The sequence below is a fragment of the Geofilum rubicundum JCM 15548 genome (genome assembly GCF_000974365.1).
Classification (GTDB): domain Bacteria; phylum Bacteroidota; class Bacteroidia; order Bacteroidales; family Marinilabiliaceae; genus Geofilum; species Geofilum rubicundum.
Map to the genome: position 1 here is coordinate 1 of NZ_BAZW01000037.1, position 26,140 is coordinate 26,140.

Consider the following 26,140-nt stretch of genomic DNA (forward strand, 5'->3'; position numbering starts at 1 on the left):
GGGAGATAGGGTAGGAAGGGGAGATAGGGTATGAGGGGAATGAAGAGTATGAAGGGTAGGAGGGGGAGATAGGGTTAAGAGGTCAATAGGTCGTTAGGTCAATAGGTCGATAGGTCGTTAGGTCAATAGGTCGATAGGTCAATAGGGAATATAAGCACCCGGGTTTTGCCCCGGGTGTTTTTAAAAGAAAAACCTTTTGGGTTTTTAGATGATTTGCTTCAGGTTGTTGAAGCTGGTTTCGATGGCTTGCATGGCCTGACCGTCTCGGGTGGCGTCCTGCTCGACAAAGAAATATTTCATGCCGGCCAATTCTTTGAACTTCCAAATTTCTTTGTAGTTGATGATGCCTTCGCCTACCGGTGCGAAAAACTGATCTTCACTGGCTTCCATATCCTTGATGTGCCATAGTTCGAAACGTCCGGGGAACTGCTTCATGACTTCAATGGGATCGAAGCCGGCACGTTTTACCCAATAATTATCAAGTTCGAAGGTGAGCAAGGAGGGATCGCTTTCCGGCAAAAAGATGTCGGTGAACGGTGTCAGTCCTTCTACCTTATGAAATTCAAAGTCGTGGTTGTGGTAGGCAAAGCGAATGCCGTAGCTTTTCATTACTTCGCCAATGGTATTCAATTCAGCCACAAACTGGCGATAGCTGTCGGCCGATACCCGCCGTTCTTCAACCAGCCAGGGCTGAACGCAGTACTCTACGCCCAGTTCGGCATGGGCCTCTGCCATGGCTTCTACATTGCTGGTGTCCACTCCCTTTACTTCAACGCCGCTGTGACTGCTGATGATTTTCATGCCCAGGTCGCTGACCATGCTTTTAAATTCCGAAGGAGAATGCCCGTAGAATTGGCCGTTGTCATAGCCCGCCAATTCCAGATGCTGGTACCCAATATCGGCTACTTTTTGGAGGGTCCCTGCCACATCTTTATTCATGGCATCGCGAATGGTGTAAAGTTGCAATCCGATGCCCGCTTTGGTGGCTGCACCTGTCTGCGCGCAGGCTGTCATGCCATATCGGCCAAGCAGCGCTATTCCCAGCGCACCCATGGCCGATGATTTGAGAAATTCTCTTCGGTTTTTTGGACTCATGATTTTCGTTTTTTAGGTGTGTTTTTCAATAATCCTTAAATGTTTCGGTGTAATATTGAAAAGTACTAAATGTAAAGGATTTTTCCAAACACAACGAGAGATCAAAAAAGGTTGTCCGCTAATCGAAGATCGACGTAGTCAATTACGCGCGCTCGGCTATGCTGCTTTGCTTGTAAAGAATTACACCAATTACACGAATAAAAATTAGTGTAATTGGTGTAATTCGTGGACCATCGTTTTTTTATAATTAGAGGACCGTCTTCAAAGCCTCACGACCCGCCTGCAGCATGGGCTGAATGTCCATGTTGCTGCCAACGGCCTGTTGCATCCAGTGATTGGGCGTCAGGCGCCCCAACTGGTAGATACGGTCTGTTTCATGGGCAAAGTTGCGACTGCTTAAATGGTCTTCCAGTTGAAATTCAATGATGTTACCGTAGGCATAGGCCGACAAGTACAGCGGATAACTGATCATGTGACTGTAAACGGCCAAAATGGCTGGTCGTTTGAGCCATAAACGGGTGCATAGTAATCGTTCCAGATTTCGTTGGCCAGACGAACAGTGGTTTCTTTTAATTGTGTGGCATTGGCATCCGGGTTTTCGTAAAGCCATTTCCATACCCGCATATCCAGAAGCGACACACCCATAATTTCGTAGGTGGACCAGATGAGGTCGAGGGTGCGGAGGGCTTCTTCCTGTGGATTGGTAGAGGGCATGCCCAATACATCCAGATCACGTTTCTGATAGATGAAGGCGAGGGCCTCGGTGAAGGCCGTGTTAGGTACGCCATTCAACAGGTAATGGTCCACGTCATACAGCGAAATAGTTTGTTCCACATTATGGCCCAGTTCATGCATGGCAATGTTGTAGCCCTTGTAGTCCATGCCATTGTCGGGCACCCGTGTGCGGAGGTAGGACTGCATGCCACGCATGGCCGCGCCCCAGGCGTGGCCGGAGCCACGTGCGGGTTCCACACTGATCTTTTCAGCGAGGTAGCCGGCCCTTTCTTTCTCATAACCCAACTTCACCAGGACATTGGTAATGTCTTTTCCAAAGGCTTCGGCATCGGGATACAGCGCACGGGTCTTTTCGCTCAACACTTCTTCATTGATACTGCTGCGTGCTTTAAAGCCATCGTACCAGATGTCGAAAGGCTCCAGTGGACGGCCCATACGCTGGGAAATTAGTCCACCCACCTCTTTCAGCAGATCGGAACTCAAAAATTCGACAAATAAGGCTTCAACTTCAGGTTGGGCTATTTCCATGCTGCCTTCAAAATTGCGGCGGATGTAGGTGTCGAGGGGGGAATAGGCGTCCATCTGACGCAGGGCCTGAAAATTGTCGATGATTTGCTGGTAGCGGGTGTCGGGTTCCGGCTGCCAGTCGATGCTCTCCCCATTTTGGGTGACGGTGTTGGCATCAGGTGCCCATTGGTATTCGGGATTGTTGATGACAACTTCAGGGATGGTCTGGTGAATGATGTGTTGCATCACCTTGTAAATCATTTGTTGCTTTTCGAGGCCTGCTTCACCCAGCGGATAGTTGGCTTTGAGCTCGTCGCGCAGGTTCCAGTGGGAGAGGAGCGACATATCTTCAGGAAACAGGGTGCGACCGTCACTGGTCAGTAAATGGCCGGCCTGAATGTTATAGGAACTGATGTAGAGCTCGGATTGGGCGCTGACTCGGGCGTAGGCTTGCTGCAAACGGGCCGGAACACGGGCGGTAAATACATCACCCAGTCGGGCATAGGCCCACTGGTCGCGACTCCAGTCCTGTCCCATGGCGACCTTCTCTTCCAGCGAGAAGTAAGGGAAATTGAGTGCCACATAAAAGGCGACTTTATTGTTGTAGAGATCGTCCTGCAGGTGAGCACCTGCATCAAATCCGGCAAATTGCGCATCAATGGGCAATACTTCACCATATTTAAGGTGCATGGGCGCTTGCAGGTGCAGGGATATTTTATTGAAGTGTCCCCACAGCGTTTCAAAATGGCGGCTTAATTTTTCAAAGACCAGCTGGCGCTCGGCGGCATCCGCTATATAGTTCTCCGAGCAGTAAGTGCGGAAGGCTTCCTGATCACCATCCTCAGGCCACCAGATGGAAGCTGCGTGTCGCACCCCTCTTTCAATAGTTGAGGCATCGGCTGCCGGGTGCAACTCTTTCAGGGCATCAATGGTCCCGGTGATGGTGGTCTCCGTTATCTGTGATTGCTGTTTGGGCGCATCCGGCGCGGGGTTGGTACAATTGGTCAATGTCATGACGATCAAAATTGTTGTTAGTAATTGCTTCATCTCTTTTTTGTTGATAGAATTTATAGTCCGGGCAGTTTAAAGGAAAAGATTAATTGAAGGTGCTCCATTGAGCAGCATCAAATTTAATTAATTATATTGATTTTTTTAATGAGAGACGTGCTAATCCATAAATGACAAAACACCCCCGGCATAACCGGGGGTGTTTATTTGCAACGAAACGCCGTTATTTTCTGAATATTCAATTAATTATCAGTGCTCAGTCGTTCAATAAACTCATCGTCATACCGGATGACCAGCGCCCTTGAGTTGCTTGAGCCAAAGATGCCTAAGCCACCATTGACATTGGTATAAACGGAGACTTTTTCGGCAAAGGGATCATCTTCCACCTCCCGTTTTTGGGCCAATGAGTACATGAATTTGAAAAGTACTTCGTCAAAGCTATCTGTCCATATGGTTATTTCGTTGTCGATGTTATCGAACAAGTAGTAATAATCTATGCGTAAGGCCAATGATAATTGGCTGCTGTTATAGTTCTGGCTGCTGAAATAAAGTTTCTCGGCAGAGATCTCATCATCAAAGCTCGAAGTTTGATAATCTCCCCAGCTTTTTCTGAATTTTATCAGACTGCTGTTCGAATAAATGGATATCGGTTCTGTACGGGTAGCCAGGGAATCTCCTTCAATCAGGTAGCAAGAGTCCATTCTGTAATAGTATCCGTCAAACCAGGGCGTTTCCAGTTCCTCACAAACATATTCCTGAAGTGTTCCTTGTTTCTGACTTGAAATGGACACGCTGTAAAAGACCGCTTGTGATTGCGGTACGTCGTAAGTGAGTTGATACGCCATCCTGGTGGCGGTATACCCATATTCATAAGTGGTGGTTTGCAGGCCCTCTTCCACTTCCGGATTTTTTATTTGGCCCGGGATGGTTGTCTCAGCCCATGCGGATGCATAGCCATCTGCGGTAACAACGACCTTGTAGGTGGCGTTTTCTTGCGGATAAGTGCCATGCAGTATGTAATACCCATTGCCCGTGCTGCGGAGTTGCCCCAGAAGGTTATTGTTTTCATACAGTTCTACAACAGCGTTTTCTATGAGTTTTAAAGCGCCCGGAGGATTGTAGGTTGTGCTGCTGCTAATGTGGATGTTGATAACGCTGTCCGGGCTGAGGATGGCGTTAACGACCAGTTTGGATGATTTTTTTTCATATTCAAAATCATCTACCATGGATTCACAAGAACCTAAGCCCAGAAGGACTAAAGAGGCGATAATTAGCGTCAGTGGATTATATTTTGTGTGGTTCATCATTGTTATTGTTTGGGAGTAGGAATTAGAATTTAATGCCCCATCTGACATAGGGAATCAGATTGAAAATGCTTAACTGTCTCAGTTGCGTGGTGGAAGTGTTGTTTTGTTCGTCCCACACATTGTCTTTGTAAATCATAAAGGGGTTGTTGCGGGCATAAGCGTTATAAACGCCCACACTCCAGGTGCGGTAAACGCGCTTTTTCTGCTTGTGAAAATTGAAACCCAAATCCAGGCGATGGTAATCGGGCATGCGATAGTTGTTGCGATTTTCAAAATGCTCAATGGTTCCCGAATTGTCGGAAAGGCTGTTGGGTTCTTTGAAAAAAGTAAAAGGAGATTGAAACTCTTCATCTTCCATGGTAAAAGGATAGCCCGTTCTATACACCCAGGCAGCACCAAAATCGGTTTTTTCTGTCAGTTTGATGGTGGTGACAATGGATATATCGTGGCGGGAATCGTATCGGTAAGGATATTTCTCTCCGGAGCCAATCTCATCGAATTGGCGGTTGGCCCACGACAGTGTATATCCTATCCAACCGGAAAAGCGTCCCTGGTGTTTTTGAGCCAGAAATTCAACACCATAACTTTCACCTTCTCCGCTGGTGACCAGATCTTCCCAATTGCCCTGGTCCAGCTCAAAGAAACTGGCGCCTTCGGCATAGTCAATCAGATTCTCCATGTATTTGTAGTAGCCCTCAACAGATAGTTCATAGATGGTATTGGGTGCATAAGCAAAGCCCAGAGCGGCTTGCTGCGACTTTTGAGGTTTTATTTTTTTGGTGGCAGGCACCCATAAATCGGTGGGCAAGCCCATGGATGAATTGGCCAAAAGATGCAGGTACTGTTGCATGGTGGTATAGGAGGCTTTGGCCGAAATACGGCTGGAGAGCATGAAGCGCGCCGAAAGGCGGGGTTCCAGTGAATGATAGGTGGTTCCCTGCACATGAAAGTTGGAGTAATGTAATCCGGCATTCAACCGGATGGCCTGAGAAAGGGTGATGTCATCTTCCACATATACCATCATTTCATTGGCCGGAATGTTTTTGTTGCCATAAATGGTATCGATGGGGGTGCTGCCACTATCGTAATAGTCTTTGTTGACCGTTACGCCCGGTGAAAAATAGTGCAAGGTATTGTGCATACCAAAGCGCAGGTAGTGGTTGGGCGAGGGCACAAAGTCGAAGTCTGCTTTCAGGCCATAATCACGAATTTGCGAATAGTATTCATAGAAGTAGCTGGACTTTTCTGTGGTGTTTTCAATCAGGTCAATGCGTTCTTCTTCATAGTCCTCAAAAATTCTGAATTTGTAATCGCTGACAGTGGCTGTGAGGTTCGCAAACAATTGATTGTTAATGATGTTGTTCCACCTTAGCGCACCGGTGGTGTTGCCCCATTGGAGTCTGGCCTTGTCTTTCGATTTATATTGAATGGAGACCTGATGGCCTTCTTCGCCATCCTGTCCATAATAGGAGGAGTAGGTGTTGGTGTATTCGTACTTATCATTCATGAAAAACTTGTCCTTTCCCGTATAAACACTCAGGTACAGGCGGTGCTGGTTGTTGAAGATATGATTGATTTTGGCATTGAAATCCTGAAGAAAATAGCCCACCCAGAGGTTTTCGCTCTCTCCATATTTTTTGTTGGCTGCCATTTGAAAGGGGTATGAAAGCAGATCGACGTAGGATCTGCGCCCCGAAAACATAAATGAAGTTTTATCACTTTTGATGGGGCCTTCCAGTGTCAATTTTGAAGAGATGAGTCCAATGGAGGCATTCCCCTTAAATTCCTGATTGTTACCTTCTTTCATGCGTATGTCCAGCACAGAGGACAGGCGGCCACCATAACGTGCCGGAAAGCCCCCTTTGATTAAGGTGACATTGCGGATGGCATCGGAATTGAATACCGACATGAAGCCAAAGAGGTGGTTGACATTGTATACCGGCACCCCGTCTAAAAGAATCAGGTTTTGGTCGGGACCGCCACCCCTGACATAGAAGCCACTGGTCCCTTCAGTGCCCCCTGAACACCGGGCATCAACTGAAAGGTTTTGATGATGTCTGTCTCTCCCAGCAGGCAGGCAGGATCTCGGTTTTGGCGGGCGACAGCTGTATGGTGCCCATTTGGGTGCTGCGTATGTTTTGCAGGGGACTTTGTCCCGAAACCACCACCTCGTCCAGTTCAATGACCGGTTCAAGGGCAATGTTGATGACCGTGTCGCGTGTTAAGTTAAAGGAAGCTGTGAAACTTTGATAGCCCGTAAAGGTGGCTGAAACAGCTGTTTGGCCCTGCGGCTGCCTGAGACTGTAAAAGCCGTAAGTGTTACTGGCTGTTCCTGATAGTGTCTCAGAATTGTAAATGTTGGCGGAGAGCAGCGGTTCGCCCGTTCGGGCATCCGAAATGGTTCCGCTAATGGTGGCGTTTTGAGTCTGAGCAACCAGGGTGGTGGTCGACAGAAGGACAAAACACAGAAGGTGTAATTTCATTTGCTTGGGGGTAAAGTTAAGTTAATTGTTTAAGTTTGATCTTTGTAGGGTTTTGGTGCTTGAGAAAAGCAAAAGTAGCGCCAATTAATGACAGGAATCATGTCTTCAGTGTTAATACGTGTTAAATTCCGGTGCCGGCAGTTAAGGAAAAGTATTTGGTCAAACAATTGAGGCGAAGTGGGTGTTTAGGAGTAGAGTTTGGGTTGAATGATACTATAAAAATATAAAAATGAGATTTACTTCACTTTGTCCCATGTCGGACAAGCGCGTTAATAAATGGGTGGCCCGCATAAATGCGGCCCTGACTTTTGTTTTGTTGCTGGTGTTTTTTTACACGCAGAACATGTATGTGATGCTGTTTTTGGCCTTTGACTTTATGTTACGGGGAAACGATTATGCGCAATTTAGCCCTCTGGCGATTGTTTCGAAGCAAATTTTAAAGGCCTTGCCTTTAAAACCTCAGGCCATCAATGCAGGTCCCAAGTTTTTTGCGGCCCGAATAGGCTACTTCTTTTCCTTGTTGACCCTCCTGTTTTGGGTGTTCAAATGGCCTGTTACGGCCAATGTAGTAGCCGGTGTTTTTGCACTTTTTGCTTTTTTAGAGGCTGTCATCGGGTTCTGCATGGCCTGTTATGTGTATCCCTATGTGTATAAGGCCACCTATCACCAGGAGTTTAGTGAGTAAGGTGGGCGCTTGCTGATTGCACAGCCCTTGCTTTCCCGTTATTGATAATGACTGTGGTTTTATTGGCCACATGGTATTGCTGTTGTCCGAATTTTCCAAGGGTAAACTGACAGAATAACGGTTGCCCTGTCCTTTTGTCACAATAATTCCTTTGGCACAGGCTTTGAATAAAAGGCAAACGGAAATATACAATGCAATTATTATAATATTTTAAATAACGAGTTATGCAAAAAGGCAATATTGGTGTTAGTACCGAGAACATTTTTCCCATAATCAAGAAATATCTGTATTCGGACCACGAGATTTTTCTTCGTGAGTTGATATCGAATGCGGTGGATGCCAGTCAGAAGCTTAAAACACTGGCCAGTGTAGGTGAGTTCAAGGGTGAGTTGGGCGACATGACCATCCGGGTGAGTCTGGATGAAAAAAAGAAGACCATTACCATTAGCGACCGGGGTGTTGGTATGACGGCCGAAGAGATTGAGAAATACATTAATCAACTGGCCTTTTCAGGCGCCAATGAGTTTTTGGAAAAGTATAAGAAGGATGCGCACGCCATTATTGGTCATTTTGGTTTGGGTTTTTACAGTTCTTTTATGGTGTCCAAAAAGGTGGATATTATCACCCGTTCCTTCCGTGAAGATGCGCAGGCTGTTAAATGGAGCTGCGATGGCAACACGGAATACACCATTGAAGAGATTAAGAAAGAGGACCGGGGAACCGATATCGTTCTGCATATAGATGATGAGAATCAAAGCTTTGTTGATAAGAATGAAATTTCCCGTTTGCTGAAGAAGTATTGTCGCTTCCTGCCGGTTGAAATCGCTTTTGGAAAAGAAACAGAGTGGAAGGACGGCAAAGAGGTGGAAACGGATAAGGACAATGTGGTTAACGAAGTTAATCCGCTTTGGACGCAGAAACCGGCCGACCTGAAGGACGAGGATTATAAGAACTTCTATCGGGAGTTATATCCCATGGCAGAGGATCCCTTGTTCAACATTCATTTGAATGTGGATTATCCCTTTAACTTGACCGGGGTGCTTTATTTCCCAAAAATTAAAAACAACATTGAAATTCAGAAGAACAAGATTCAGTTGTACTGCAACCAGGTTTATGTGACCGATTCGGTGGAAGGTATTGTTCCTGAATTTTTAACGCTTCTGCATGGTGTTCTGGATTCACCGGATATTCCATTGAACGTATCCCGTTCTTATTTGCAGAGTGATTCCAATGTGAAGAAAATTTCGAGTCACATTACCAAAAAGGTGGCCGACCGTCTGGAAGAGATTTTTAAGTCGGACCGCAAAACCTTTGAAGAAAAATGGGATGATCTTAAGCTGTTCATCGAGTATGGTATGCTGACGGATGAGAAGTTCTACGACCGGGCGGCTAAATTTGCTTTGCTGAAAAATACGGAGGGCAAGTGCTTTACTTTTGAGGAGTACAAAGATATTATCAAAACCAACCAGACCGATAAGGATGACAATCTGGTTTATTTGTACAGCACCAACAAGGACGATCAGTTCACCTTTATTGAGGCTGCCAAAAATAAGGGCTACGATGTATTGTTGATGGATGGCCATTTTGATTCCCACTTTATCAACCATCTGGAGCAGAAGTTTGAGAAAGGTCGCTTTGTACGTGTGGACAGTGACGTGGTGGAGAAACTGGTTCCCAAAGAGGAGCAAAATGAGTTGAAACTGACTCCGGAACAACGTGAGAATCTGACTACTGTATTTTCTTCACAAATACCACAGGTGGGCAAGACCCATTTCCTGGTTACTTTTGAGGCCCTGGGGGAAAATGACACACCGGTGATGATTACCCAGCAGGAATTTATGCGCCGAATGAAGGAAATGAGTGCCCTGCAAGGCGGTGGTGGTATGTTCTATGGCGAAATGCCCGACAGCTACAACCTGGTGGTCAATGGAAATCACCCCTTGGTGAGCCGCATTTCTGAAACGGTTGAGAATGAGTTGGGTGGAAAATTGAAAACCATTAACGGTCGGATCTCTTCGCTGGACGCTCGCAAATCGGAACTGGAAGCCGCTAAAAAGGACAAGAAGGAAGAGGAAGTGCCACAGGCTGAAAAAGAAGAGTTGGAGGATGTGGATAAGAAAATCAGTGAGCAAAAAGGTAAAAAGGAGACCTTGCTGACCGACTATGCTTCTGGTAGCAAATTGGTATCGCAACTGATTGACCTGGCCTTGCTTTCGAACAATATGTTGAAGGGTGAGGCGCTTAACAAGTTTGTGAAGCGCAGCATCGATCTCATATAGCATAACAACGCCATATATATCAAAGCCGGTCAGCCAAGCTGACCGGCTTTTCACATTCAGAAGCTTCTGTTTTTGTTAAAAATATCCGATATTTGTTAGGGCCTGAACTCTTTTTCCCGACTAAAAATCGGTCGTATTCGAAACATTAAACCGTATCGGCTGTTACCATTCTGTTAACATTTAACTATTACCAAATTAATATAAATGGCTTTTATTACGCTTAATCGGACTAAACTAAAAGAAAATTACAATTATCTGGATGATCTTTTTAAGAAAAGCGATATTGAATGGGCAGTAGTCACCAAGTTATTGTGTGGTAATAAGACTTTTTTACAGGAGGTGATTGACTTGGGGATTAAACAGGTTTGTGATTCAAGGGTGACCAATCTGAAGACCATTAAAGGCATGGCGCCGGATATTGAGACCATCTACATAAAGCCTCCTGCCAAGCGTTCCATTAAAAATATTGTGCAATACGCCGACATCAGTTTCAATACGGAACTCTCTACCATTCGCGCTTTGTCGGAAGAAGCCGGTCGACAGAAAAAAACGCACAAGGTGATTATCATGATTGAGTTGGGCGAGCTTAGAGAAGGCGTGATGCGGGATGACCTCCTGCATTTCTACAGTCAGGTGTTTGAGTTGCCCAATATTGAGGTGGTGGGACTGGGCGCTAATCTGTCCTGTTTATATGGCGTGTTGCCCAATGAGGATAAACTGATTCAGTTGAGTCTCTATAAGCAGTTGATTGAGGCGAGGTTTAACCGAAAAATTCCTCTCGTTTCAGGTGGGTCCTCCGTGACCATTCCTGTGTTGCTTCAAAATCAATTGCCGACCGGTATCAACCACTTCCGGGTGGGGGATACGCTTTTTTTAGCTTCTGATGTATACAACAGTACCACTTTTCCTTTTTTAAACAGTGATGTGATTCGGCTTTACTCGGAGATTATTGAGTTGACAGAGAAGCCGATGGCGCCGTCTGGTGAAATGGGGCAAAATGTAGAGGGACATACTTTTGATTTTAGTGGTGTGGATCCGGATGCGACTTCTTTTCGCGGATTGATAGATATTGGTATCCTGGATGTAGAAGTTGAGCACATAAAGCCGGTAGATCCTAAAATGAAAATAGTCGGCGCCAGTTCCGACATGGTGGTGATTGACGTCGAGGAAAACCCGAGACATTATAAGGTGGGACAGTTGGTGGAGTTTGAACTGGATTACATGAGTGCCTTGCGTCTGCTTAACTCCAGATATATTGAAAAGAAGGTAATCGACTAAGCGTTGAAGGCTGTTTTAAGCCCTTCGCGAATGTCTAACACAAGTTAAAAACCTTGCGGGGCACCTGAATACCCGATTATTAGTTGTATCTTGCACGCAATTATTTTACATGGACGCTTTGTGCGTTTTAATTAACAACATATCAATAAGGACTATAGTGTGTTTTGATTGCAAGCCTGTTTATTAAGAACTTTCCTTAGAGTTGGTCCTCTTTCAACAATTTTACTATCTGATTAACGACTACCGTCCATTTGTTATCACCAAAATTTATTTATGACATTTGATTCTCTCAACCTTATAGAACCTATATCTAAAGCGATAAAGGAAGAAGGTTATGTAACACCAACACCCATCCAGGCGGAGGCTATTCCAGAAGTACTTATGGGAAAAGACCTGTTGGGTTGTGCCCAGACAGGTACAGGAAAAACCGCTGCTTTTTCAATTCCAATTCTTCAAATACTTACCAATAATCCCGGAATCACCGGTCGCCGGCGTCCTATCCGGTCGCTGATTGTTACGCCAACGCGTGAATTAGCGATTCAAATAGACGAAAGTATTCGTACCTATGGTCGCCATACCAAATTGACCAGTGCGGTTATTTTTGGAGGTGTTAACCAAAATTCTCAAGTCAATATATTGAGGAACGGGGTGGATATTCTGGTGGCGACACCGGGTCGTCTGCTCGACTTGATGAACCAAAAACTGGTATCCATTCGGGATATTGAAATTTTTGTTTTGGATGAGGCCGACCGAATGTTGGATATGGGCTTTATTCATGATATAAAAAAGCTTTTGGCTGTTTTGCCTTCGAATAAGCAGTCGCTGTTCTTTTCCGCCACAATGCCTCCGGCCATTGTTAAGTTGTCGGCAGGCATTTTACGAAATCCCGTAAAAGTTGAGGTAACCCCTGTTTCTTCTACAGCCGATACCATTAACCAGTCGATTTACTTCGTGGACAAACCCAACAAAATAACCTTGTTGATGGATATTTTGAAGGACAAGAAGATTAAAACAGCGCTGGTTTTTACCCGCACCAAGCATGGTGCGGATAAGGTGGTGCGTGTGCTACAGAAGAACAAAATCAAGGCAGAGGCCATTCATGGCAATAAATCACAGAATGCCCGTCAAAATGCCCTGAGTAACTTCAAGGACCAATCGACCAGGGTATTAGTGGCTACGGATATCGCGGCGCGTGGAATTGATGTGGACAATCTGCAGCATGTCATTAATTATGATTTGCCCAATATTCCTGAATCCTATGTCCACCGTATTGGCCGGACTGGCAGGGCAGGGCTGATGGTACCGCCTTTTCTTTTTGCGACGCAGAGGAAAAAGCCTATCTGAAGGACATTGAAAAACTCATCAATAAAAGAATTGATGTGGTGGATGATCATGCCTATCCATTGATGGATCACAACCCGGTTAAAGCGGCAGCTGTTCAGCGTCCACCGCGCAACAAAACGGCGAGTAACAGAAACGGTCAATCCAGATTCAAGAAGAAGGACAACAGCTCCTACTCCAGACGTGAAAGGTAATTGATCAGAAATGATATAAGAATAAAAAAGAGGCTGTCAGGTATGTTTGACAACCTCTTTTTTATTGGATCGAAAACCAATGGGGATACTGCGTAACGACATGCCCCATTTTTGAGACACGCGATTTTGCTTAAATTATTTCCAGATGCTCTTCATGCATCCATCCAATACTTCCATCCTGAAGTTCTACCTCCAGCCAGTTATTGATGCGCTGAAGGATTTTTACTTTGGTGCCTTCGTGCAATACGAATAGTTCGGTGCCACTGGCTTCAGGGGCACTACGGACCGTCACGGAGGGTGAAAAGACGATGGCGCGATCCCGATTAACCAAGCGTTGCTTTTGATGGTAGGAAAAGGCCATGGTGGTCAAGGATATCAAAACCGAAAACAGGGACAGGAAAAAGGCCATTTTGCGAAACAGGCTGGTCTTAACGAAGAAATAAAAAAGCAATCCGGTTAAAAACAAAACAAAGGTGATGATGGAGATGATGGCCCAGGTGTCTGAATCCGTACTGTTTCTGAAATTGGCAAACCAACGGGTAATGAAGAAGACGCCCACCGGCTCAATTTTATCCGTAATCTGTCCGTAGGCCAAATTTAGGTTATACCGGATGTCCTTATCCTGAGGGGCCAATAACAAAGCCCGCTCATAGTTGAGAATGGCTGCTGGAAGTAAACCCTTCCGATAGTAGGCATTGCCCAGGTTGTAATAAACCTGTGGCGCTTCCATGCCTGATTTTAGAACGTCCTCATAGACTTCAATGGCATTATCGAAGTCGCCATCGGCATAAAGCTGGTTGGCCTGGGTCAGTCGGTTGTCCTGCTGCGCCAGGGCATCGACCGTGATAAAAATCATCAGGGTGAACAGCCAATATATCGTTTTGCTTACACGGGTATGCATAGTATTTTAATGTGTATGGTTCGACAATGATCCGTTTATTTTTTCCTTTTTAATTGTCCCTCAAGCTTGCTGATCGTTTCCAGCGTTTTCTTGTAAAGCTCTTCTCTTTCGCTGTGATCGTTTTGAGGTGAATAGCGGGCGTATTCACAGGTGTCCAGAATACCCAGGAATTCCTCGGTCAGGTCTTCATTGGCTCCGTTCTCAAGTAAAATTGACCGGGCATTGTCTTTGGTCAAGGCCGACCGGGGAATGGAAAGTTTATCACTGGTATAGCCCCAAAGTGCTTTTGTCAGTTCTTCATAAAAGCCTTCCTGATTGCCTTTTTTAAGAAAATCGGCCGATTTTTTCAGGCGTTTCCGGGCCATCTTGTTGGCTTTTCGGTTTTTTACTCTCAGCACATCTGCATTTTCTTTGATACGCTTTTGGTTAAACAGAAATATCAATATAAACAATACGATGGGGATCAAATAGCTCAAAATATAGAGTGTTGACCCAAACAGAAAGGTATTCGCGGCTTTTAAACTGACCGGCTCTGTTTTAATGTAGCGGATGTCCTGCCCAAGAAAGCGAACACTTTCACGGGTGGTTGAACGGGCCGGACCTCCTGCGGGGCCAGCGGTTTCTTCACCAGGTGTGCGTTCAACATGGATGCTTATCGGTTTTCCTTCAAGTGTTTGGTAGCGGCCGGTTGACGGATTGAAAAAACTGTAGGCCACAGCCGGAATTTCAAAGGTGCCGGAGTGTCGCGGAATAATGAGCGTTTCAACAATTCTGTCACCCCTGCCGCCCTGTGCAGTTTGGTTGATGTTATTGGTCACCTGCGGATCAAATACATCAAAATCGGTAGGTATATCAAACTCCGGATTCCTGGCCAGCCGGTGGTTACCCGTTCCGGAAATGACGGCCTTAAGGGTAATACCATCGTTGACTTGAGCTTCCGTTTTAGAGGCGGTTACATTCATAGTCACATTACCAACGATGCCTGAAAAATTGGCGGGTCGGGGAGAGGGCAGTGCCTTAACCTTTATGTTTATGGGCTTGGAACTGACGTTCTTTTTGACGGTGCGGTAGCTGTCAAAAAAATCTCCGAAGATGCTGTTGGATTGTCTGGCCTGTCGCTGCCGAATTAAAAACTCAATGGACGTGGGCTCCACCGTGTGACGACCACTTGTTTGGGCATAGATGACCCGTTGACTAAAGGTGCCCACTCTGTAGGTCCGTCCGTTTACATTCTGAATTTCCCATTGAATGTTGTTGGATTGGGCCGGCAATTCTTCTACCACAAAATTACGTAATTCCGGCTGTTTGACGTTGGAAATGCCTTCGAGATTCACGCGGGTGTATATTCTGGTGGTGATGAGAACCGGTTCGTCCTGCCAGACTTCTGTTTTGTTGGCTGTGGAGGTAATGTATAAATCTTCATCCGAGAGGGCTCCGGCATCAGCAGGCGCCTGCTGTCCCTGTTGTTGCTGAGAAGAGGAAGCGGATTGGTCATCTCCTTCCACCACCTCAATGGTTACGGGGTTGCTCTCGACTTTTTTGCCATCTACTTCAATGGACGCAGGAGGAATGGTGAAACGCCCTGTTTGGTCGCCTCTCAGAATATAGGTGAATGAATAATTGATGCTGCGGGTGAAATTGTTGTTAATTATTTGAACCGATGAACTTTGGGAGGTGGATGGTCCCATCAATATCTGAAAATCGGCTATGTCGGGCACCCTTAAATTGGATGCTTCCTGATTAACGGAATATACCAACTGAAAACGGTTGCCCTGAACCACCGTTGATGGTGCAGAGGCAGAAAATTCTACATCCTGCGCCCAGGAAGGGGCAATGGTGATGAATAAAATAGAAAAATATAATAACAGATGCTTTCTCATCATGGCTTGGTTATTTGTCCTTGTGCTAAAGTTACCAGTTTTTGTCGGTTTGAACCGGTTGTTGTTCTTCATGACGGTTCATTTTTTCCATCATTTCTTTCTCGTCCTGTTCAATGGCTTCCAGCAATCTTTCGGCGTTTTCACGGCTGATGCCTTCACTTTCCTGTTGCTGCTGTTGCTGTTGTTCTTCCTTTTGTTCTTCCTGTTGTTGCTGTTCCTGTTGTTCTTGCTGATCCTGATCTTGTTGCTGTTCCTGTTGTTGCTGTTCCTGCTCTTGTTCCTGCTCTTGCTCCTCCTCTTCCTGCTCTTGTTCTTCCTGCTCTTGCTTCATCTTCATGGCAGCAATGAGGTTGTAGCGCGTTTCATCATCTAAGGGATTTTGACGCAGGGATTTTTTATAGGCTTCAATGCTGTTGTCAATGTCCTGACCATACATATAGTTATTTCCCAGGTTATGATACAGTTGGGCCAGTTTGTCTTTGTTTTCACCTGCAAAGGGCTCTGTGGCCTGCAATTGTTGCATGGCCTCTTCGTATTTCTCCTGACGGAACAGGGCAGTGGCCAGATTGTAGCCTGCTTCAAAGGAGTTGGGCTTAATTTTTAGCGCTTCCCTGAAAGCCGTCTCTGCCGCTGAATAGTTCTCGTTTTGTAATTGTGCAACTCCTTGCCGGACATAGCGTCTTTCATCCTGTGCCTTTCCTTCCGGGGTGGCCATCAAAGCTAATAACACAAACGTCAGTATATATAAAACATTATCTCGCATAATCATTGTTTTAGAATTATTTCCCGGGTTGATCCTTCTTTTTATCCACCGTAAACAAATCAATATTCTTTAAGAATTTGTTTTTGCGTTCCAGAATTAGAAAATCGATCAGTAACAGCAACAGCGCTATGAGTGCGATGTATTGAAACTGGTCTTCAAAATCGGTGTAGACCTTGCTTTCAAATTCTGATTTTTCCAGATCAGATAGCTCGCTCATCAGGTTGTTGATGCCTGCCCGGATATTGTTGGCCGGAATGTATTCGCCGTTTCCGGCACTGGCAATTTGTTGCAACATGCCTTCATCGAGGCGGGTGATGACCACATTTCCTTCGCGGTCGCGAAGGAAATTGCCGTTACCCCCTGCGGGAATGGGACCTCCGTTGGGGGATCCCATACCAACGGTATAGACTTTAATGCCCAGTTCAGCCGCCTGTTCAGCCGCCCCCATGGCGTCATCCTCGTGGTTTTCACCATCGGTAATGACGATGATGGCGCGGTTCACATCTTCCTGTTCACTGAATGATTCAAGGGCCAGATTGATAGCTGCGCCAATGGAGGTACCCTGATTGGGTACTATTTCGGTGTTGATGTTTGACAGAAACATTTTAGCTGAGGCATAGTCGGATGTGATGGGGAGCTGCGTATAGGCCTGCCCCGCAAACACAATGAGTCCCAAACGGTCGTTCACCAGCCGGTCGGTCAACCGGGCAATGGCCTGCTTGGCTCTTTCGAGACGACTCGGTTCTATGTCCTGTGCGTTCATACTATTGGAAACGTCCAGGGCGATGATCAGTTCAATGCCCTTACGTTGAACGGTCTGCAGTCGGGTGCCAAACTGGGGGGCGGATAAGGTGAATATGAGCGCCATCAATGCCAGCAAAAGCAAATAGAATTTGACCACCGGCCGGAATTTGGAAACGTCCGGCATTAGGTGTTCCACCAGCTCGGGGGTGCCAAATCGCTTCAGCGCTTTTTTCTTTTGTATCAGAAAAAGCAACTGAATAAACGCCAGGACTGGTATTAATATTAACAGATAAAGATATTCTGGATGTCCGAATCGAAACATGGTCGTTCTGATTTATTTCTTGTAATACAAAATTCAGGTTTCTATCTACGGAAGTGTTCTTAAAACAGTATTCCGCAATACAATTTCTAAAAGAAGAAACAAAAGTGCCAGCAAAGCAAAAGGCAGAAATTCTTCTGCATGTCGCGTATATTCCTGGACCTCAATTTTGTTCTTTTCCATGGCATCAATCTCCTGGTAGATACCTTCCAGGGCTTGTCTGTCCGTTGCTCTGAAATATTTCCCGCCAGTTAATTCGGCAATTTCGGTCAACATGGGCTCATCGATTTTCACCTCCATATCCTGTACCTGCTGACCAAATACCGTGTTAATGGGGAAGGGGGCCGTCCCTACGGTTCCTACGCCAATGGTATAAACCTTACGCCAAAAGTGCGGGCAATTTCAGCTGCGGTGAGCGGGGCAATTTGTCCCCGGTTGTTTTCCCCATCCGACAATAGAATGATGACTTTACTTTGGGCATCGCTGTCCTTAATTCGGTTGACAGCTGTGGCCAATCCCATGCCAATGGCTGTCCCGTCTTCCAACATGCCAATTTTAACATCCCGAAAGAGGTTGGTCAGCACATTGTGATCCAATGTGAGGGGACACTGCGTAAAGCTTTCAGCCGCAAATATCACCAGTCCCATTCGGTCATTGGGTCTGCCCTTAATAAACTCAATGGCCACCTCCTTGGCTGCCTCCAGTCGGTTGGGCTGAAAATCCATGGCTTGCATACTCCCTGAGATATCCAACGATACAACGATATCAATGCCCTCGGTGGTCACATTGCGAAGTTGGTTGCTGCTTTGCGGACGCGCCAGCGCCGTGATAATAAAAATCAGCGTGAGCATTCTGAAAACAAAGGGCAAATGTCGCAGGTAGGTTTTGCGGGATTTTCCCACCAGGGAAAAGAACCGGATACTGCTAATTTGCAGGGTAGCATGAGCTGTATTTTGTTTCCAAATATACCAGGCTATCATTGGTATTAGCAACAACAGCAACAAGAAATATTGTGGATGTAAAAATGTATAGTTCATTTCTTCTAAAATCTTTATAATAATATAGATCGGTTCACCCTTTAATGCCCGGATTGGGAGTTGCTTTCTGCCGCTTCTTTCGCCAAACTCGCTTTAGCGGCCTCCTCTGCTGTTTCCTGCGGTTCTTCTTTGGTCTGGTTGACAAAGAAGTAGGCATTGATGAGGGCCAGGTCGTTCTCGTCTGTCAAGGGCTCGTATTTGGCAAACTTGGCCAAATCGGCTGTGTCTAAAATCTGATGTAATTGATCGTACAGCTTTTTGTTGGGCAGTTCTATGCGCTTGATACTGCTCATGATTTCCCCGGAGGTTTGCTCCATGGCTTGAAAATGGTAGCGTTCTTCCAGGTAGCGGCGCAGGGCATCGGTTAGCTGTGAATAAAAGGTTTTAATCTGGCCGGATTGCCAGAGTTTTTCCTTCTTAATCTTGTCGAGCTCCCGCAATGCCACGATATGGGCGGGCTCCTTTGGTTTTTCTTTGACAAAAATCTGGCTGAGCGGCTTTTTGGTCCTTTGAAGATAGATGATAACCAAAGCAATGATGGCCTGCAACAGAAAGAAAAGTGCCAGCCACTTATGATATTTAAGTAGTTCTGCAAAAATAAAGGGCAGATCATACGGTGATTTTAAATCGAATATGCCCTTCTCCGGATCCACTTCTTCAAAAGGATTAACCACCATCAATGCCAACGATCGGGTCGTTTCCCGTCGCATCATTTCCCCTTCCATATATTCAAAATGGATGGGGGGCAAGTAATGCAAACCACTGTCGAAAGACGTGATGGTGTAAGCCCTGGAAATGGCGATGCGATCACCATCGATGACGGCTGTGTCGCCTGGATGGGCTTCAACAATCTCAATGTTTTCGGTAATGGTATCTGTGAATTGGGGAAAGGCCACTTTTAAATCAGCCGGTTGCACCACTTCCAATTTCAGTTGCATTTGCCCCCCAATGACCATCAGCGTGGAATCCAGAGATGCAGATGCCGAAACGGATTGTGCGGACAATAAACCCGGCAACCAGAGCCCAATGAGCAAAATAAGGGCTGGTCTTAACATTTTGGTGTTTATCATGGTATTACTTACTGCCATTTTAACTGCGTTTTTTAAAGAGCGACATCAGAGATTTTACATAGTCTTCATCGGTTGCAATGGCCACATTATCCACCCCACACTTGGTGAAGGTGGAATTGATCCGTTTTTCATTATCCAACCACCATTGATTAAAGGCATCGCGCGTTTTCTTACTGGAGGTATTGACCCATTGAAAGCCCCCGGTTTCGGCATCCTTAAATTTGACAAAGCCGATATCGGGCAAAAGGGTTTCCCGCGGGTCAAAAATGCGTAAGGCGACCACATCATGCTTTTGGTTGGCAATTTTCAGGGCATCTTCAAATTGTTCGTCCAGAAAATCGGAAATGACAAAGGTGGTACATCGCTTTTTAATGGCATTGGTCAGGTAGCGCAGGACCTCCGACAGGTTGGTTTCCCGCTCTTCGGGGGTAAAACTGATGAGCTCACGTATGATGTGCAGAATGTGTTTTTTTCCTTTTTTAGGCGGAATAAACTTCTCTATGCGATCGGAAAAAAAGATGACACCCGTTTTGTCATTGTTTTGTATGGCCGAAAATGCCAAAACGGCAGCTATTTCTGTTATCATGTTTTTCTTGAACCGCCAGGTGGTACCAAACTCCCTCGATCCGGAGACGTCGATGAGCAACATGACCGTCATTTCCCGCTCTTCTTCAAAAACCTTGATGTAGGGATGGTTGAAGCGGGCAGTCACATTCCAGTCGATGGTGCGGATGTCGTCCCCATACTGGTATTCACGGACTTCACTAAAGGTCATACCCCGGCCCTTAAAAGCACTGTGGTATTCCCCTGCAAAAATATTGCTGGATAGTCCCCTGGTTTTTATTTCAATCTGCCTGACCCGTTTTAAGATATCCGTAGTTTCCACAAGAATTCAGTTTAGCGTTATTTTGCTCAATTTATGACAAGCTGTTGGTTGTCAGTCACTATGGCACTTCAATCGTATTCAGAATTTCACTGATGATTTCTTCGGAGGTGAGGTTGTTCGCTTCAGCTTCGTAAGAAAGCCCGATTCTGTGGCGCATTACATCGTGACAGACCGCCCGAACATCTTCAGGAATTACATAGCCTCTTCGCTTGATAAAGGCGTAGGCTTTGGAGGCCATGGCCAGACTGATACTGGCACGGGGAGAAGCACCGTAGGAGATCATTTCCCGGAATTTCTCCAAACCGTAATTTTCAGGAAAACGCGTGGCAAATACGATGTCAACTATGTATTTCTCTATTTTCTCATCCATATACACATCTTTCACCACTTTACGGGCCCGGATGATGTCATCGGGACTGATAACTTTGGATGCTTTAGGGAAGGATTGTGCCAGATTATGACGGATAATTTGTTGTTCTTCCGTCTTTTCAGGGTAAGAGATAACCACTTTTAGCATAAAACGATCCACCTGAGCCTCAGGAAGGGGATAGGTCCCTTCTTGTTCAATAGGGTTTTGCGTGGCCATAACCAGAAATGGTTCCGGTAGCTTATAAGTGTGGTCGCCGAGTGTTACCTGACGCTCCTGCATGGCTTCCAATAAGGCACTCTGTACCTTAGCCGGTGCCCGGTTAATCTCATCTGCCAAAACAAAATTGGTGAAAATGGGACCTTTTTTGACGACAAACTCTTCGTTTTTCTGACTGTAGATCATGGTTCCCAGAAGGTCGGCCGGTAACAAATCCGGGGTAAACTGTATCCTGCTGAATTTGGCATCCACGATGGTGGCCAAGGTGTTTATGGCCAGAGTTTTGGCCAGACCGGGAACACCTTCCAACAGGATGTGTCCATCCGAAAGGAGACCGGTTAAAAGACTTTCTACCAGGTGTTTCTGACCAACAATTACCTTGTTCATTTCAATGGTCAGCAGGTCAACAAATGAACTTTCCTGTTTGATACGCTCATTAAGCTCTTTGATGTCAACAGTTTGATTCATGATTTATCTTTTTATTCTGTTAGAGAATGATGATTAATAGAATACTCAAATATAATTAATTTGAGGCCAATTTGCGTTAAATCGCCCCAACATGGGCTTCACATATCAATAATTGTTCCAAAAATTTCATTGAAATGGTCTTTATTTTTGACTATTTTTCAACCATCCCGGGAGTTCATTGTTACCTAAATTGGTTCCAAACCATAACTAAAACTAAATACTTATGAAAAACAAATTTCAATTTTTCGCAATTTTTCTGGCTATAGCTGCCTTTGGCTTTACGGCCTGTGATGATGACGATGATAATAATGACGACCTATCTAACGGTTCTGCCATTGTGGGACAATGGGATGTGGACGTTATAACCACTACTGTTGTTACCACTGAAGGTACGGAGACGGGAACTCAGGAGCCGGATGCCTGGATGGATTTTAAGGAAGACGGCACAGGCCTTACTTCCAATGATGTTAGCTTTAACTGGTCCCTGTCAGGCAGTTCTTTATCGCTCACCTTTGATACGCCTGATGATGAAAGCAATTCTCCAATAGGAAGTATTGGTGACGGAGAGTTCTACTTCAGTTTTGAGGATTTGGCCGGTTATGAAACCATTGTTCTGGAAGTGAAGACCATTGAAGACAATGACATGGTCCTGGAGTATGCCCTGGTCTATGGATCCACATCCTTTACGGTGGAGATGGAGTTATCACGATAGTCTGAACCCACGATAGTCTGAAAAAATATGTTCGAGTCCAATGATTTTGTTTGCCGGCACATGCAGTTGACAAAAGCCGATATAGTACGTGTTATTCGCCAAAAAAAACTTTCTTCCTTTACGGAAATTCAGGATGAAACCGATGCCGGCACCATTTGTGGCACCTGTGTGGCAGATATTGAAGAGATCTTAGAAGAGGAGTTGGAACGACGTCGTTCCAACGCTTCATCTTAATAAAAGGGAACTATCGCCATAGCTTAAAAAGCGGAAGTCGTTGTTCAGGGCATAGTCATAGACCGCTTTCCAGTTTTCATCAATCAACGCGGCTATTAACAGCAAGAGCGTGCTGCGTGGTTGATGAAAGTTGGTTATTAATCCGTCAATCACCTTGAATTGATAGCCGGGTGTAATGATGATGGAGGTGGAAGCTTTAAAGGCGGGCTGCTGCTGGCTATGCAAATGACGTATCAGTAATTTGAGCGCCTCTGCTTTAGGCATATCTGAGACTTGTTCAAAGCCATCCCATTGTTGCACGTTTTGATGGGGCCGATTTTGCGAAAGCAAAATGGCAGCTCGGTAGATAGACTCCAGGGTTCTGACAGAAGTGGTACCTACCGCAATAACGGGCCCGTCATGTTCAGCTATCTGCCGCAAAGCATTGACGGTCACCTCAAAGTGTTCGGTATGCATTTCATGCTGGTCAATGGTGTCTGTCTTGACGGGCTTAAATGTGCCTGCCCCAACATGCAGGGTTAATTCAATCAGAGAAATGTTCCTTTGCGCCAAGGTCTCCAGCACTTCATCCGTGAAATGGAGCCCTGCTGTTGGCGCCGCAACGCTGCCCTGGTATTTTGAATATACAGTTTGATAGCGTTCCGTGTCAATATCTTCCGCTTCCCGTTCCAAATAGGGTGGAATAGGGGTTTGCCCCATACCTTCCATGATTTCTGAAAAAGTGATGGCCGCATCGTCCCATTTGAACTGTATGATGGCGCCGTCGCTCAGCTTTTTAATTAAGGTGGCAACGACCTGAATGTCACCCTGAGTGGTTTGAGATGTTGCAAAAAGCGAACCTTCTTTCCATTTCTTTTGATTGCCAACCATACATTGCCACTGCACTTCACCCAATGACTGGAAGGCCAAAGCGGCGTCAGATGGTTCGTAGGGCTCCAAACAAAACAACTCAATTCGGGCCCCGGTTGATTTGAAAAATTCCAGTCGCGCCCGTATGACCTTGGTATTGTTAAAAACCAAGAGACTATTGTGGGGCAATTGCTCCGGCAAATTGAAAAAGCGGGTGTGGGAGATGTGTAGATTTTTATAAACCAATAACTTAGACTGGTCGCGGTTTTCCAAAGGGTATTTGGCGATTCGACCAGTTGGTAGTTGGTAATCGTAATCTGAAATATTGATTTGTGGAATGCTCATTACTGTTTTGTGTTTTAAAGGGGGCAAAATTAATTAACTTTGGGGCATATAACAGCTATTAATCTAACAATATTATACAATGAAGGTAGAAAAAGGGGATCGCATACGGTTTTTAAATGAAGTCGGGGGAGGCCTTGTAACCCGGATTGAAGGGAGTTTGGTTTTTGTCGAAGATGAAGATGGTTTTGAAGTGCCCGTCTCTGCCTCTGAAGTGGTAGTGGTTGAAAAAGGAAGCGCTCCGGTTGGTGCAACGGGTGCCGCATCAAACCATAAAGATGCTGCCCCTCAGCAAGCTGTGAGCGTCAATGAAGATGTTTCGTCACCTGCCGCCTACAGCGAGGAGCTGGAAGATGAGGAGCAGGATGATTTTCATCCACGCTTTTATCTGGCTTACATAAAAACCGGTAACAATCAGACCGAAGAAGGTAAGGTGCAGGCCTACATTATTAACGACAGCAACTATTATTGCAGTTACCTTATTTCCTGGCTGGGCGAGGATGGTTATATGCACGCCCTGCATCAGGGCCTGATAGAGCCCAATACCAAATTGCCTTTGGACGAAAAACTGGCCCGGGAACTGGATGTTACTTATGATATTCAATTGATTTTATTTAAGAAGGGCAAACCCTATCCGGCGGTGGCCCCTGTTTCCACATCGCTGACCATTAAGGCACGGCGCTTTTATAAAGAAAACAGTTTCAGAGCGAATGATTTCTTTTATCAACCGGCCGTTTTGTTTTCCATCATTAAAAGTGAACTGGAGCAAAAGATGGAATTGTTGACAGAGAAAGAGACCAGAGCCATTATCCTGGAAAAGGAGGGAGGCGACCCGGCACCCCCTAAAGCCAAGCGCCAATCTACCCCTGAACTGTTGGAAGTGGATCTGCACATCAATGAATTAATCGATTCAGTGGCCGGACTCTCCAATGGGGAAATTTTACAAATTCAGATGGATCAATTCCATGCTGTAATGGAGGCCAATAAAAATCTGAAGGGACGCCGAATTGTATTTATTCATGGGGTCGGCAACGGAACCTTAAAAACAGAGCTCCGGAAACAACTCGACCGGAAATATAAAGGACTGAATTATCAGGATGCCTCATTTCGTGAATACGGGTATGGCGCGACCATGGTTATCTTGTGATAAGGGGAGCTGGCCCTTCGAATGTTTGGTTTCTATAGATATAACGACCGTTTAGCTGATCGGAAATGATCAGGTCATCTTCTGTGATAAACCGGCCATTGGTAATGATCCCCTTGATATCCGTTCTAAGTAAAGAGGTGTTGGCTCCGGGTTTCAGGCCGGAGCTGCTTTTAACGGGTGACCAAATGATTAGGTCCGCATCTGCTCCCGGTTCCAGAGTCCCTTTTTGCGGGTAAGCGCCCAATAGTTTGGCCGGTCGGGTGGCATACATGTTGCACAGTGTGATTAAGGATTTCTGCGTGACCGCTTTTCCGCCGACAATGTTTTGCAAAAAGGAATACATGGTTTTGTTTTCAATAAATTGATGCCCTTTAGAGGGGGACTGAAGTATAGGTGGATCCAGAAGGATATTTGGGTGAGTGCCAAAGGTCAGTAATTGCTCTTTGGTGAGGGCTTCAGGTATTTGAATGGAAGTGTCTGCCAGATTTATGGCTGCATATATGTTATCATTAAATGAGGTATAATCCCCAAAAATAAGGTCCAGTTCCTCTTTGGAAACGATATCTGTTATAAGAACCTGGGTTCCTTCGCCTCTTAATATTTCTATGGCCTGGCTCAATTGTTTGAGGTAGGAAGCAAAAAATTTAGGATGCCCAATCAGACTTGAGTCTTTTATGGTTCCTGATTCGCAGATGAGTAAAAGTTGGTTGCTAGCTATAAAATTCAGCAAATGCTTCATTTTTCCTTCAATGAGTTGATGGATGTGTTTCCATTTTAAGGTAAATGAAGTGGCGCCTTCTTTAATGAAACAGTGATTGAGCGCTTTATCACTGAGTTTATTGGCGGATGAGGCATCTAAATGGAGACTGAAGTCTGTAATTATGGGTTGGCTGGTCATGCGTGCTTCCTCAATGGATTCTTTAAAACCCGTTGTTTTGGATATCTTGAGTACGTCCATTAAAAAAGTCCCGCCATGTGAAAGTGCGATATAAATGGCTGAAAACTGAGCATTTTCCTGGATTTTAAGGAAGGGAGATCTGTAGTGAATCAGACCCGGAAGGATGTATTTGCCCTGGATATCCACGATTTTGGTTTCCGGATTGGGGTCTGATAAGTGCGCACCGATTTGCATAATGCGGCTATTGCCTATCAGCAAATCGCCTTTAAGTACCCGGTGCGGTTGGACAATTAATCCGTTTTTCAAAAGTGTGTATTGCATTCGATCTAAGGCATTAGGAATTATTGGTTGGGTCCCTTAATAACCATTTTATATAAATATAGGTGTTTTGT

Annotated in this window: 25 protein-coding genes; 8 read left to right on the forward strand and 17 right to left on the reverse strand. The window is 45.4% G+C overall.

Going from position 1 to position 26,140, the window contains the following annotated elements; translation table 11 throughout:
- Nucleotides 1-204 precede the first annotated feature (204 nt).
- The 6 genes from JCM15548_RS14220 to JCM15548_RS14240 all read right to left on the reverse strand — a co-directional run bounded on the left by JCM15548_RS14220 (nucleotide 205) and on the right by JCM15548_RS14240 (nucleotide 7,135).
- Nucleotides 205-1,095 carry a sugar phosphate isomerase/epimerase family protein gene (locus tag JCM15548_RS14220; RefSeq protein WP_062126739.1) on the reverse strand — a complete coding sequence of 297 codons (891 nt, stop codon included), beginning with the start codon at nucleotides 1,093-1,095 and terminating at the stop codon, nucleotides 205-207.
- A 247-nt stretch (nucleotides 1,096-1,342) separates the two neighbouring features.
- Nucleotides 1,343-1,585, reverse strand: a complete 243-nt coding sequence (locus JCM15548_RS24240; RefSeq protein ID WP_227625853.1) for a hypothetical protein — start codon at nucleotides 1,583-1,585, stop codon at nucleotides 1,343-1,345.
- Nucleotides 1,564-3,384: a hypothetical protein gene (locus JCM15548_RS14225; RefSeq protein WP_227625855.1), complete on the reverse strand. Its 1,821-nt coding sequence runs from the start codon at nucleotides 3,382-3,384 to the stop codon at nucleotides 1,564-1,566. The genes JCM15548_RS24240 and JCM15548_RS14225 overlap by 22 nt, the downstream gene beginning before the upstream one ends.
- Nucleotides 3,385-3,587: 203 nt before the next feature.
- Nucleotides 3,588-4,652 carry a DUF4249 domain-containing protein gene (locus JCM15548_RS14230; RefSeq protein WP_162198252.1) on the reverse strand — a complete coding sequence of 355 codons (1,065 nt, stop codon included), beginning with the start codon at nucleotides 4,650-4,652 and terminating at the stop codon, nucleotides 3,588-3,590.
- A 22-nt stretch (nucleotides 4,653-4,674) separates the two neighbouring features.
- Nucleotides 4,675-6,729, reverse strand: coding sequence for a TonB-dependent receptor plug domain-containing protein (locus JCM15548_RS14235; RefSeq protein ID WP_227625883.1), 2,055 nt, complete (start codon nucleotides 6,727-6,729; stop codon nucleotides 4,675-4,677).
- Nucleotides 6,686-7,135, reverse strand: a complete 450-nt coding sequence (locus tag JCM15548_RS14240) for a carboxypeptidase-like regulatory domain-containing protein (protein ID WP_062126746.1) — start codon at nucleotides 7,133-7,135, stop codon at nucleotides 6,686-6,688. Before JCM15548_RS14240 ends, JCM15548_RS14235 begins: the two co-directional genes overlap by 44 nt.
- Before the next feature lie 229 nt (nucleotides 7,136-7,364).
- Between JCM15548_RS14240 and JCM15548_RS14245 the strand changes: the two genes are divergently transcribed.
- The 5 genes from JCM15548_RS14245 to JCM15548_RS24245 all read left to right on the forward strand — a co-directional run bounded on the left by JCM15548_RS14245 (nucleotide 7,365) and on the right by JCM15548_RS24245 (nucleotide 12,912).
- Nucleotides 7,365-7,820 (forward strand): DUF4395 domain-containing protein, encoded by a 456-nt coding sequence (locus JCM15548_RS14245; protein WP_083985160.1) that lies wholly within the window; start codon nucleotides 7,365-7,367, stop codon nucleotides 7,818-7,820.
- Nucleotides 7,821-8,044: 224 nt separating this feature from the next.
- Nucleotides 8,045-10,099: a molecular chaperone HtpG gene (htpG, locus tag JCM15548_RS14250; protein WP_062126752.1), complete on the forward strand. Its 2,055-nt coding sequence runs from the start codon at nucleotides 8,045-8,047 to the stop codon at nucleotides 10,097-10,099.
- 204 nt (nucleotides 10,100-10,303) lie between these two features.
- Nucleotides 10,304-11,377 carry an alanine racemase gene (locus JCM15548_RS14255; protein ID WP_062126755.1) on the forward strand — a complete coding sequence of 358 codons (1,074 nt, stop codon included), beginning with the start codon at nucleotides 10,304-10,306 and terminating at the stop codon, nucleotides 11,375-11,377.
- Between the two features lie 273 nt (nucleotides 11,378-11,650).
- Nucleotides 11,651-12,721, forward strand: coding sequence for a DEAD/DEAH box helicase (locus JCM15548_RS14260; RefSeq protein ID WP_227625857.1), 1,071 nt, complete (start codon nucleotides 11,651-11,653; stop codon nucleotides 12,719-12,721).
- Nucleotides 12,722-12,756: 35 nt separating this feature from the next.
- Nucleotides 12,757-12,912: a hypothetical protein gene (locus JCM15548_RS24245; RefSeq protein WP_227625859.1), complete on the forward strand. Its 156-nt coding sequence runs from the start codon at nucleotides 12,757-12,759 to the stop codon at nucleotides 12,910-12,912.
- 130 nt (nucleotides 12,913-13,042) lie between these two features.
- Here JCM15548_RS24245 and JCM15548_RS14265 read toward each other — a convergent pair whose 3' ends face one another.
- From JCM15548_RS14265 to JCM15548_RS14300, 9 genes are all read right to left on the reverse strand, one after another.
- Nucleotides 13,043-13,813 (reverse strand): tetratricopeptide repeat protein, encoded by a 771-nt coding sequence (locus JCM15548_RS14265; RefSeq protein WP_062126758.1) that lies wholly within the window; start codon nucleotides 13,811-13,813, stop codon nucleotides 13,043-13,045.
- 35 nt (nucleotides 13,814-13,848) lie between these two features.
- The gene (locus JCM15548_RS14270; RefSeq protein ID WP_062126761.1) at nucleotides 13,849-15,696 is read right to left on the reverse strand and encodes a BatD family protein; all 1,848 of its coding nucleotides are present in this window, start codon (nucleotides 15,694-15,696) and stop codon (nucleotides 13,849-13,851) included.
- Between the two features lie 28 nt (nucleotides 15,697-15,724).
- Entirely contained in the window at nucleotides 15,725-16,456 is a 732-nt protein-coding gene (locus JCM15548_RS14275) for a tetratricopeptide repeat protein (RefSeq protein ID WP_083985161.1), read from the reverse strand.
- Between the two features lie 16 nt (nucleotides 16,457-16,472).
- Nucleotides 16,473-17,522, reverse strand: a complete 1,050-nt coding sequence (locus tag JCM15548_RS14280) for a VWA domain-containing protein (protein ID WP_062126767.1) — start codon at nucleotides 17,520-17,522, stop codon at nucleotides 16,473-16,475.
- A gap of 45 nt (nucleotides 17,523-17,567) precedes the next feature.
- Complete coding sequence (locus tag JCM15548_RS24250; RefSeq protein ID WP_227625861.1) at nucleotides 17,568-17,819, reverse strand: hypothetical protein; 252 nt, start codon at nucleotides 17,817-17,819, stop codon at nucleotides 17,568-17,570.
- A 59-nt stretch (nucleotides 17,820-17,878) separates the two neighbouring features.
- The gene (locus JCM15548_RS14285) at nucleotides 17,879-18,499 is read right to left on the reverse strand and encodes a vWA domain-containing protein (RefSeq protein WP_262487080.1); all 621 of its coding nucleotides are present in this window, start codon (nucleotides 18,497-18,499) and stop codon (nucleotides 17,879-17,881) included.
- A gap of 98 nt (nucleotides 18,500-18,597) precedes the next feature.
- Entirely contained in the window at nucleotides 18,598-19,644 is a 1,047-nt protein-coding gene (locus JCM15548_RS14290; RefSeq protein WP_227625865.1) for a hypothetical protein, read from the reverse strand.
- A 1-nt stretch (nucleotide 19,645) separates the two neighbouring features.
- On the reverse strand, nucleotides 19,646-20,512 hold the full coding sequence (locus JCM15548_RS14295; protein WP_062126770.1) for a DUF58 domain-containing protein: 867 nt from the start codon (nucleotides 20,510-20,512) through the stop codon (nucleotides 19,646-19,648).
- 58 nt (nucleotides 20,513-20,570) lie between these two features.
- Nucleotides 20,571-21,566 (reverse strand): AAA family ATPase, encoded by a 996-nt coding sequence (locus tag JCM15548_RS14300; protein WP_062126773.1) that lies wholly within the window; start codon nucleotides 21,564-21,566, stop codon nucleotides 20,571-20,573.
- A 223-nt stretch (nucleotides 21,567-21,789) separates the two neighbouring features.
- Between JCM15548_RS14300 and JCM15548_RS14305 the strand changes: the two genes are divergently transcribed.
- Nucleotides 21,790-22,278, forward strand: a complete 489-nt coding sequence (locus tag JCM15548_RS14305) for a hypothetical protein (protein ID WP_062126776.1) — start codon at nucleotides 21,790-21,792, stop codon at nucleotides 22,276-22,278.
- 27 nt (nucleotides 22,279-22,305) lie between these two features.
- Entirely contained in the window at nucleotides 22,306-22,512 is a 207-nt protein-coding gene (locus JCM15548_RS14310; protein ID WP_062126779.1) for a (2Fe-2S)-binding protein, read from the forward strand.
- Here JCM15548_RS14310 and JCM15548_RS14315 read toward each other — a convergent pair.
- A complete protein-coding gene (locus JCM15548_RS14315; RefSeq protein ID WP_062126781.1) occupies nucleotides 22,504-23,706 on the reverse strand; it encodes an S-adenosylmethionine:tRNA ribosyltransferase-isomerase in 1,203 nt (400 codons plus the stop codon). The genes JCM15548_RS14310 and JCM15548_RS14315 overlap by 9 nt on opposite strands.
- 79 nt (nucleotides 23,707-23,785) lie before the next feature.
- Here JCM15548_RS14315 and JCM15548_RS14320 point away from each other — a divergent pair, with 79 nt between their 5' ends.
- Nucleotides 23,786-24,850, forward strand: a complete 1,065-nt coding sequence (locus JCM15548_RS14320; RefSeq protein WP_062126783.1) for a DUF2027 domain-containing protein — start codon at nucleotides 23,786-23,788, stop codon at nucleotides 24,848-24,850.
- Here JCM15548_RS14320 and JCM15548_RS14325 read toward each other — a convergent pair.
- Nucleotides 24,840-26,069: an amidohydrolase family protein gene (locus JCM15548_RS14325; protein ID WP_062126786.1), complete on the reverse strand. Its 1,230-nt coding sequence runs from the start codon at nucleotides 26,067-26,069 to the stop codon at nucleotides 24,840-24,842. The two genes, JCM15548_RS14320 and JCM15548_RS14325, sit on opposite strands and share 11 nt — an antisense overlap.
- Nucleotides 26,070-26,140: the final 71 nt, after the last annotated feature.

Coding starts and splice junctions, on each gene's coding strand:
- JCM15548_RS14225 (WP_227625855.1), bottom strand. CDS start 3,384: ATGAAGCAATTACTAACAACAATTTTGATCGTCATGACATTGACCAAT.
- JCM15548_RS14260 (WP_227625857.1), top strand. CDS start 11,651: ATGACATTTGATTCTCTCAACCTTATAGAACCTATATCTAAAGCGATA.
- JCM15548_RS14275 (WP_083985161.1), bottom strand. CDS start 16,456: ATGCGAGATAATGTTTTATATATACTGACGTTTGTGTTATTAGCTTTG.
- JCM15548_RS14265 (WP_062126758.1), bottom strand. CDS start 13,813: ATGCATACCCGTGTAAGCAAAACGATATATTGGCTGTTCACCCTGATG.
- JCM15548_RS14305 (WP_062126776.1), top strand. CDS start 21,790: ATGAAAAACAAATTTCAATTTTTCGCAATTTTTCTGGCTATAGCTGCC.
- JCM15548_RS14220 (WP_062126739.1), bottom strand. CDS start 1,095: ATGAGTCCAAAAAACCGAAGAGAATTTCTCAAATCATCGGCCATGGGT.
- JCM15548_RS14325 (WP_062126786.1), bottom strand. CDS start 26,069: ATGCAATACACACTTTTGAAAAACGGATTAATTGTCCAACCGCACCGG.
- JCM15548_RS14315 (WP_062126781.1), bottom strand. CDS start 23,706: ATGAGCATTCCACAAATCAATATTTCAGATTACGATTACCAACTACCA.
- JCM15548_RS14255 (WP_062126755.1), top strand. CDS start 10,304: ATGGCTTTTATTACGCTTAATCGGACTAAACTAAAAGAAAATTACAAT.
- JCM15548_RS14280 (WP_062126767.1), bottom strand. CDS start 17,522: ATGTTTCGATTCGGACATCCAGAATATCTTTATCTGTTAATATTAATA.
- JCM15548_RS14285 (WP_262487080.1), bottom strand. CDS start 18,499: ATGATAGCCTGGTATATTTGGAAACAAAATACAGCTCATGCTACCCTG.
- JCM15548_RS14270 (WP_062126761.1), bottom strand. CDS start 15,696: ATGATGAGAAAGCATCTGTTATTATATTTTTCTATTTTATTCATCACC.
- JCM15548_RS14300 (WP_062126773.1), bottom strand. CDS start 21,566: ATGAATCAAACTGTTGACATCAAAGAGCTTAATGAGCGTATCAAACAG.
- JCM15548_RS14240 (WP_062126746.1), bottom strand. CDS start 7,135: ATGAAATTACACCTTCTGTGTTTTGTCCTTCTGTCGACCACCACCCTG.
- JCM15548_RS14230 (WP_162198252.1), bottom strand. CDS start 4,652: ATGATGAACCACACAAAATATAATCCACTGACGCTAATTATCGCCTCT.
- JCM15548_RS14245 (WP_083985160.1), top strand. CDS start 7,365: ATGAGATTTACTTCACTTTGTCCCATGTCGGACAAGCGCGTTAATAAA.
- JCM15548_RS24250 (WP_227625861.1), bottom strand. CDS start 17,819: ATGGAGGTGAAAATCGATGAGCCCATGTTGACCGAAATTGCCGAATTA.
- JCM15548_RS14290 (WP_227625865.1), bottom strand. CDS start 19,644: ATGGCAGTAAGTAATACCATGATAAACACCAAAATGTTAAGACCAGCC.
- htpG (WP_062126752.1), top strand. CDS start 8,045: ATGCAAAAAGGCAATATTGGTGTTAGTACCGAGAACATTTTTCCCATA.
- JCM15548_RS14310 (WP_062126779.1), top strand. CDS start 22,306: ATGTTCGAGTCCAATGATTTTGTTTGCCGGCACATGCAGTTGACAAAA.
- JCM15548_RS14320 (WP_062126783.1), top strand. CDS start 23,786: ATGAAGGTAGAAAAAGGGGATCGCATACGGTTTTTAAATGAAGTCGGG.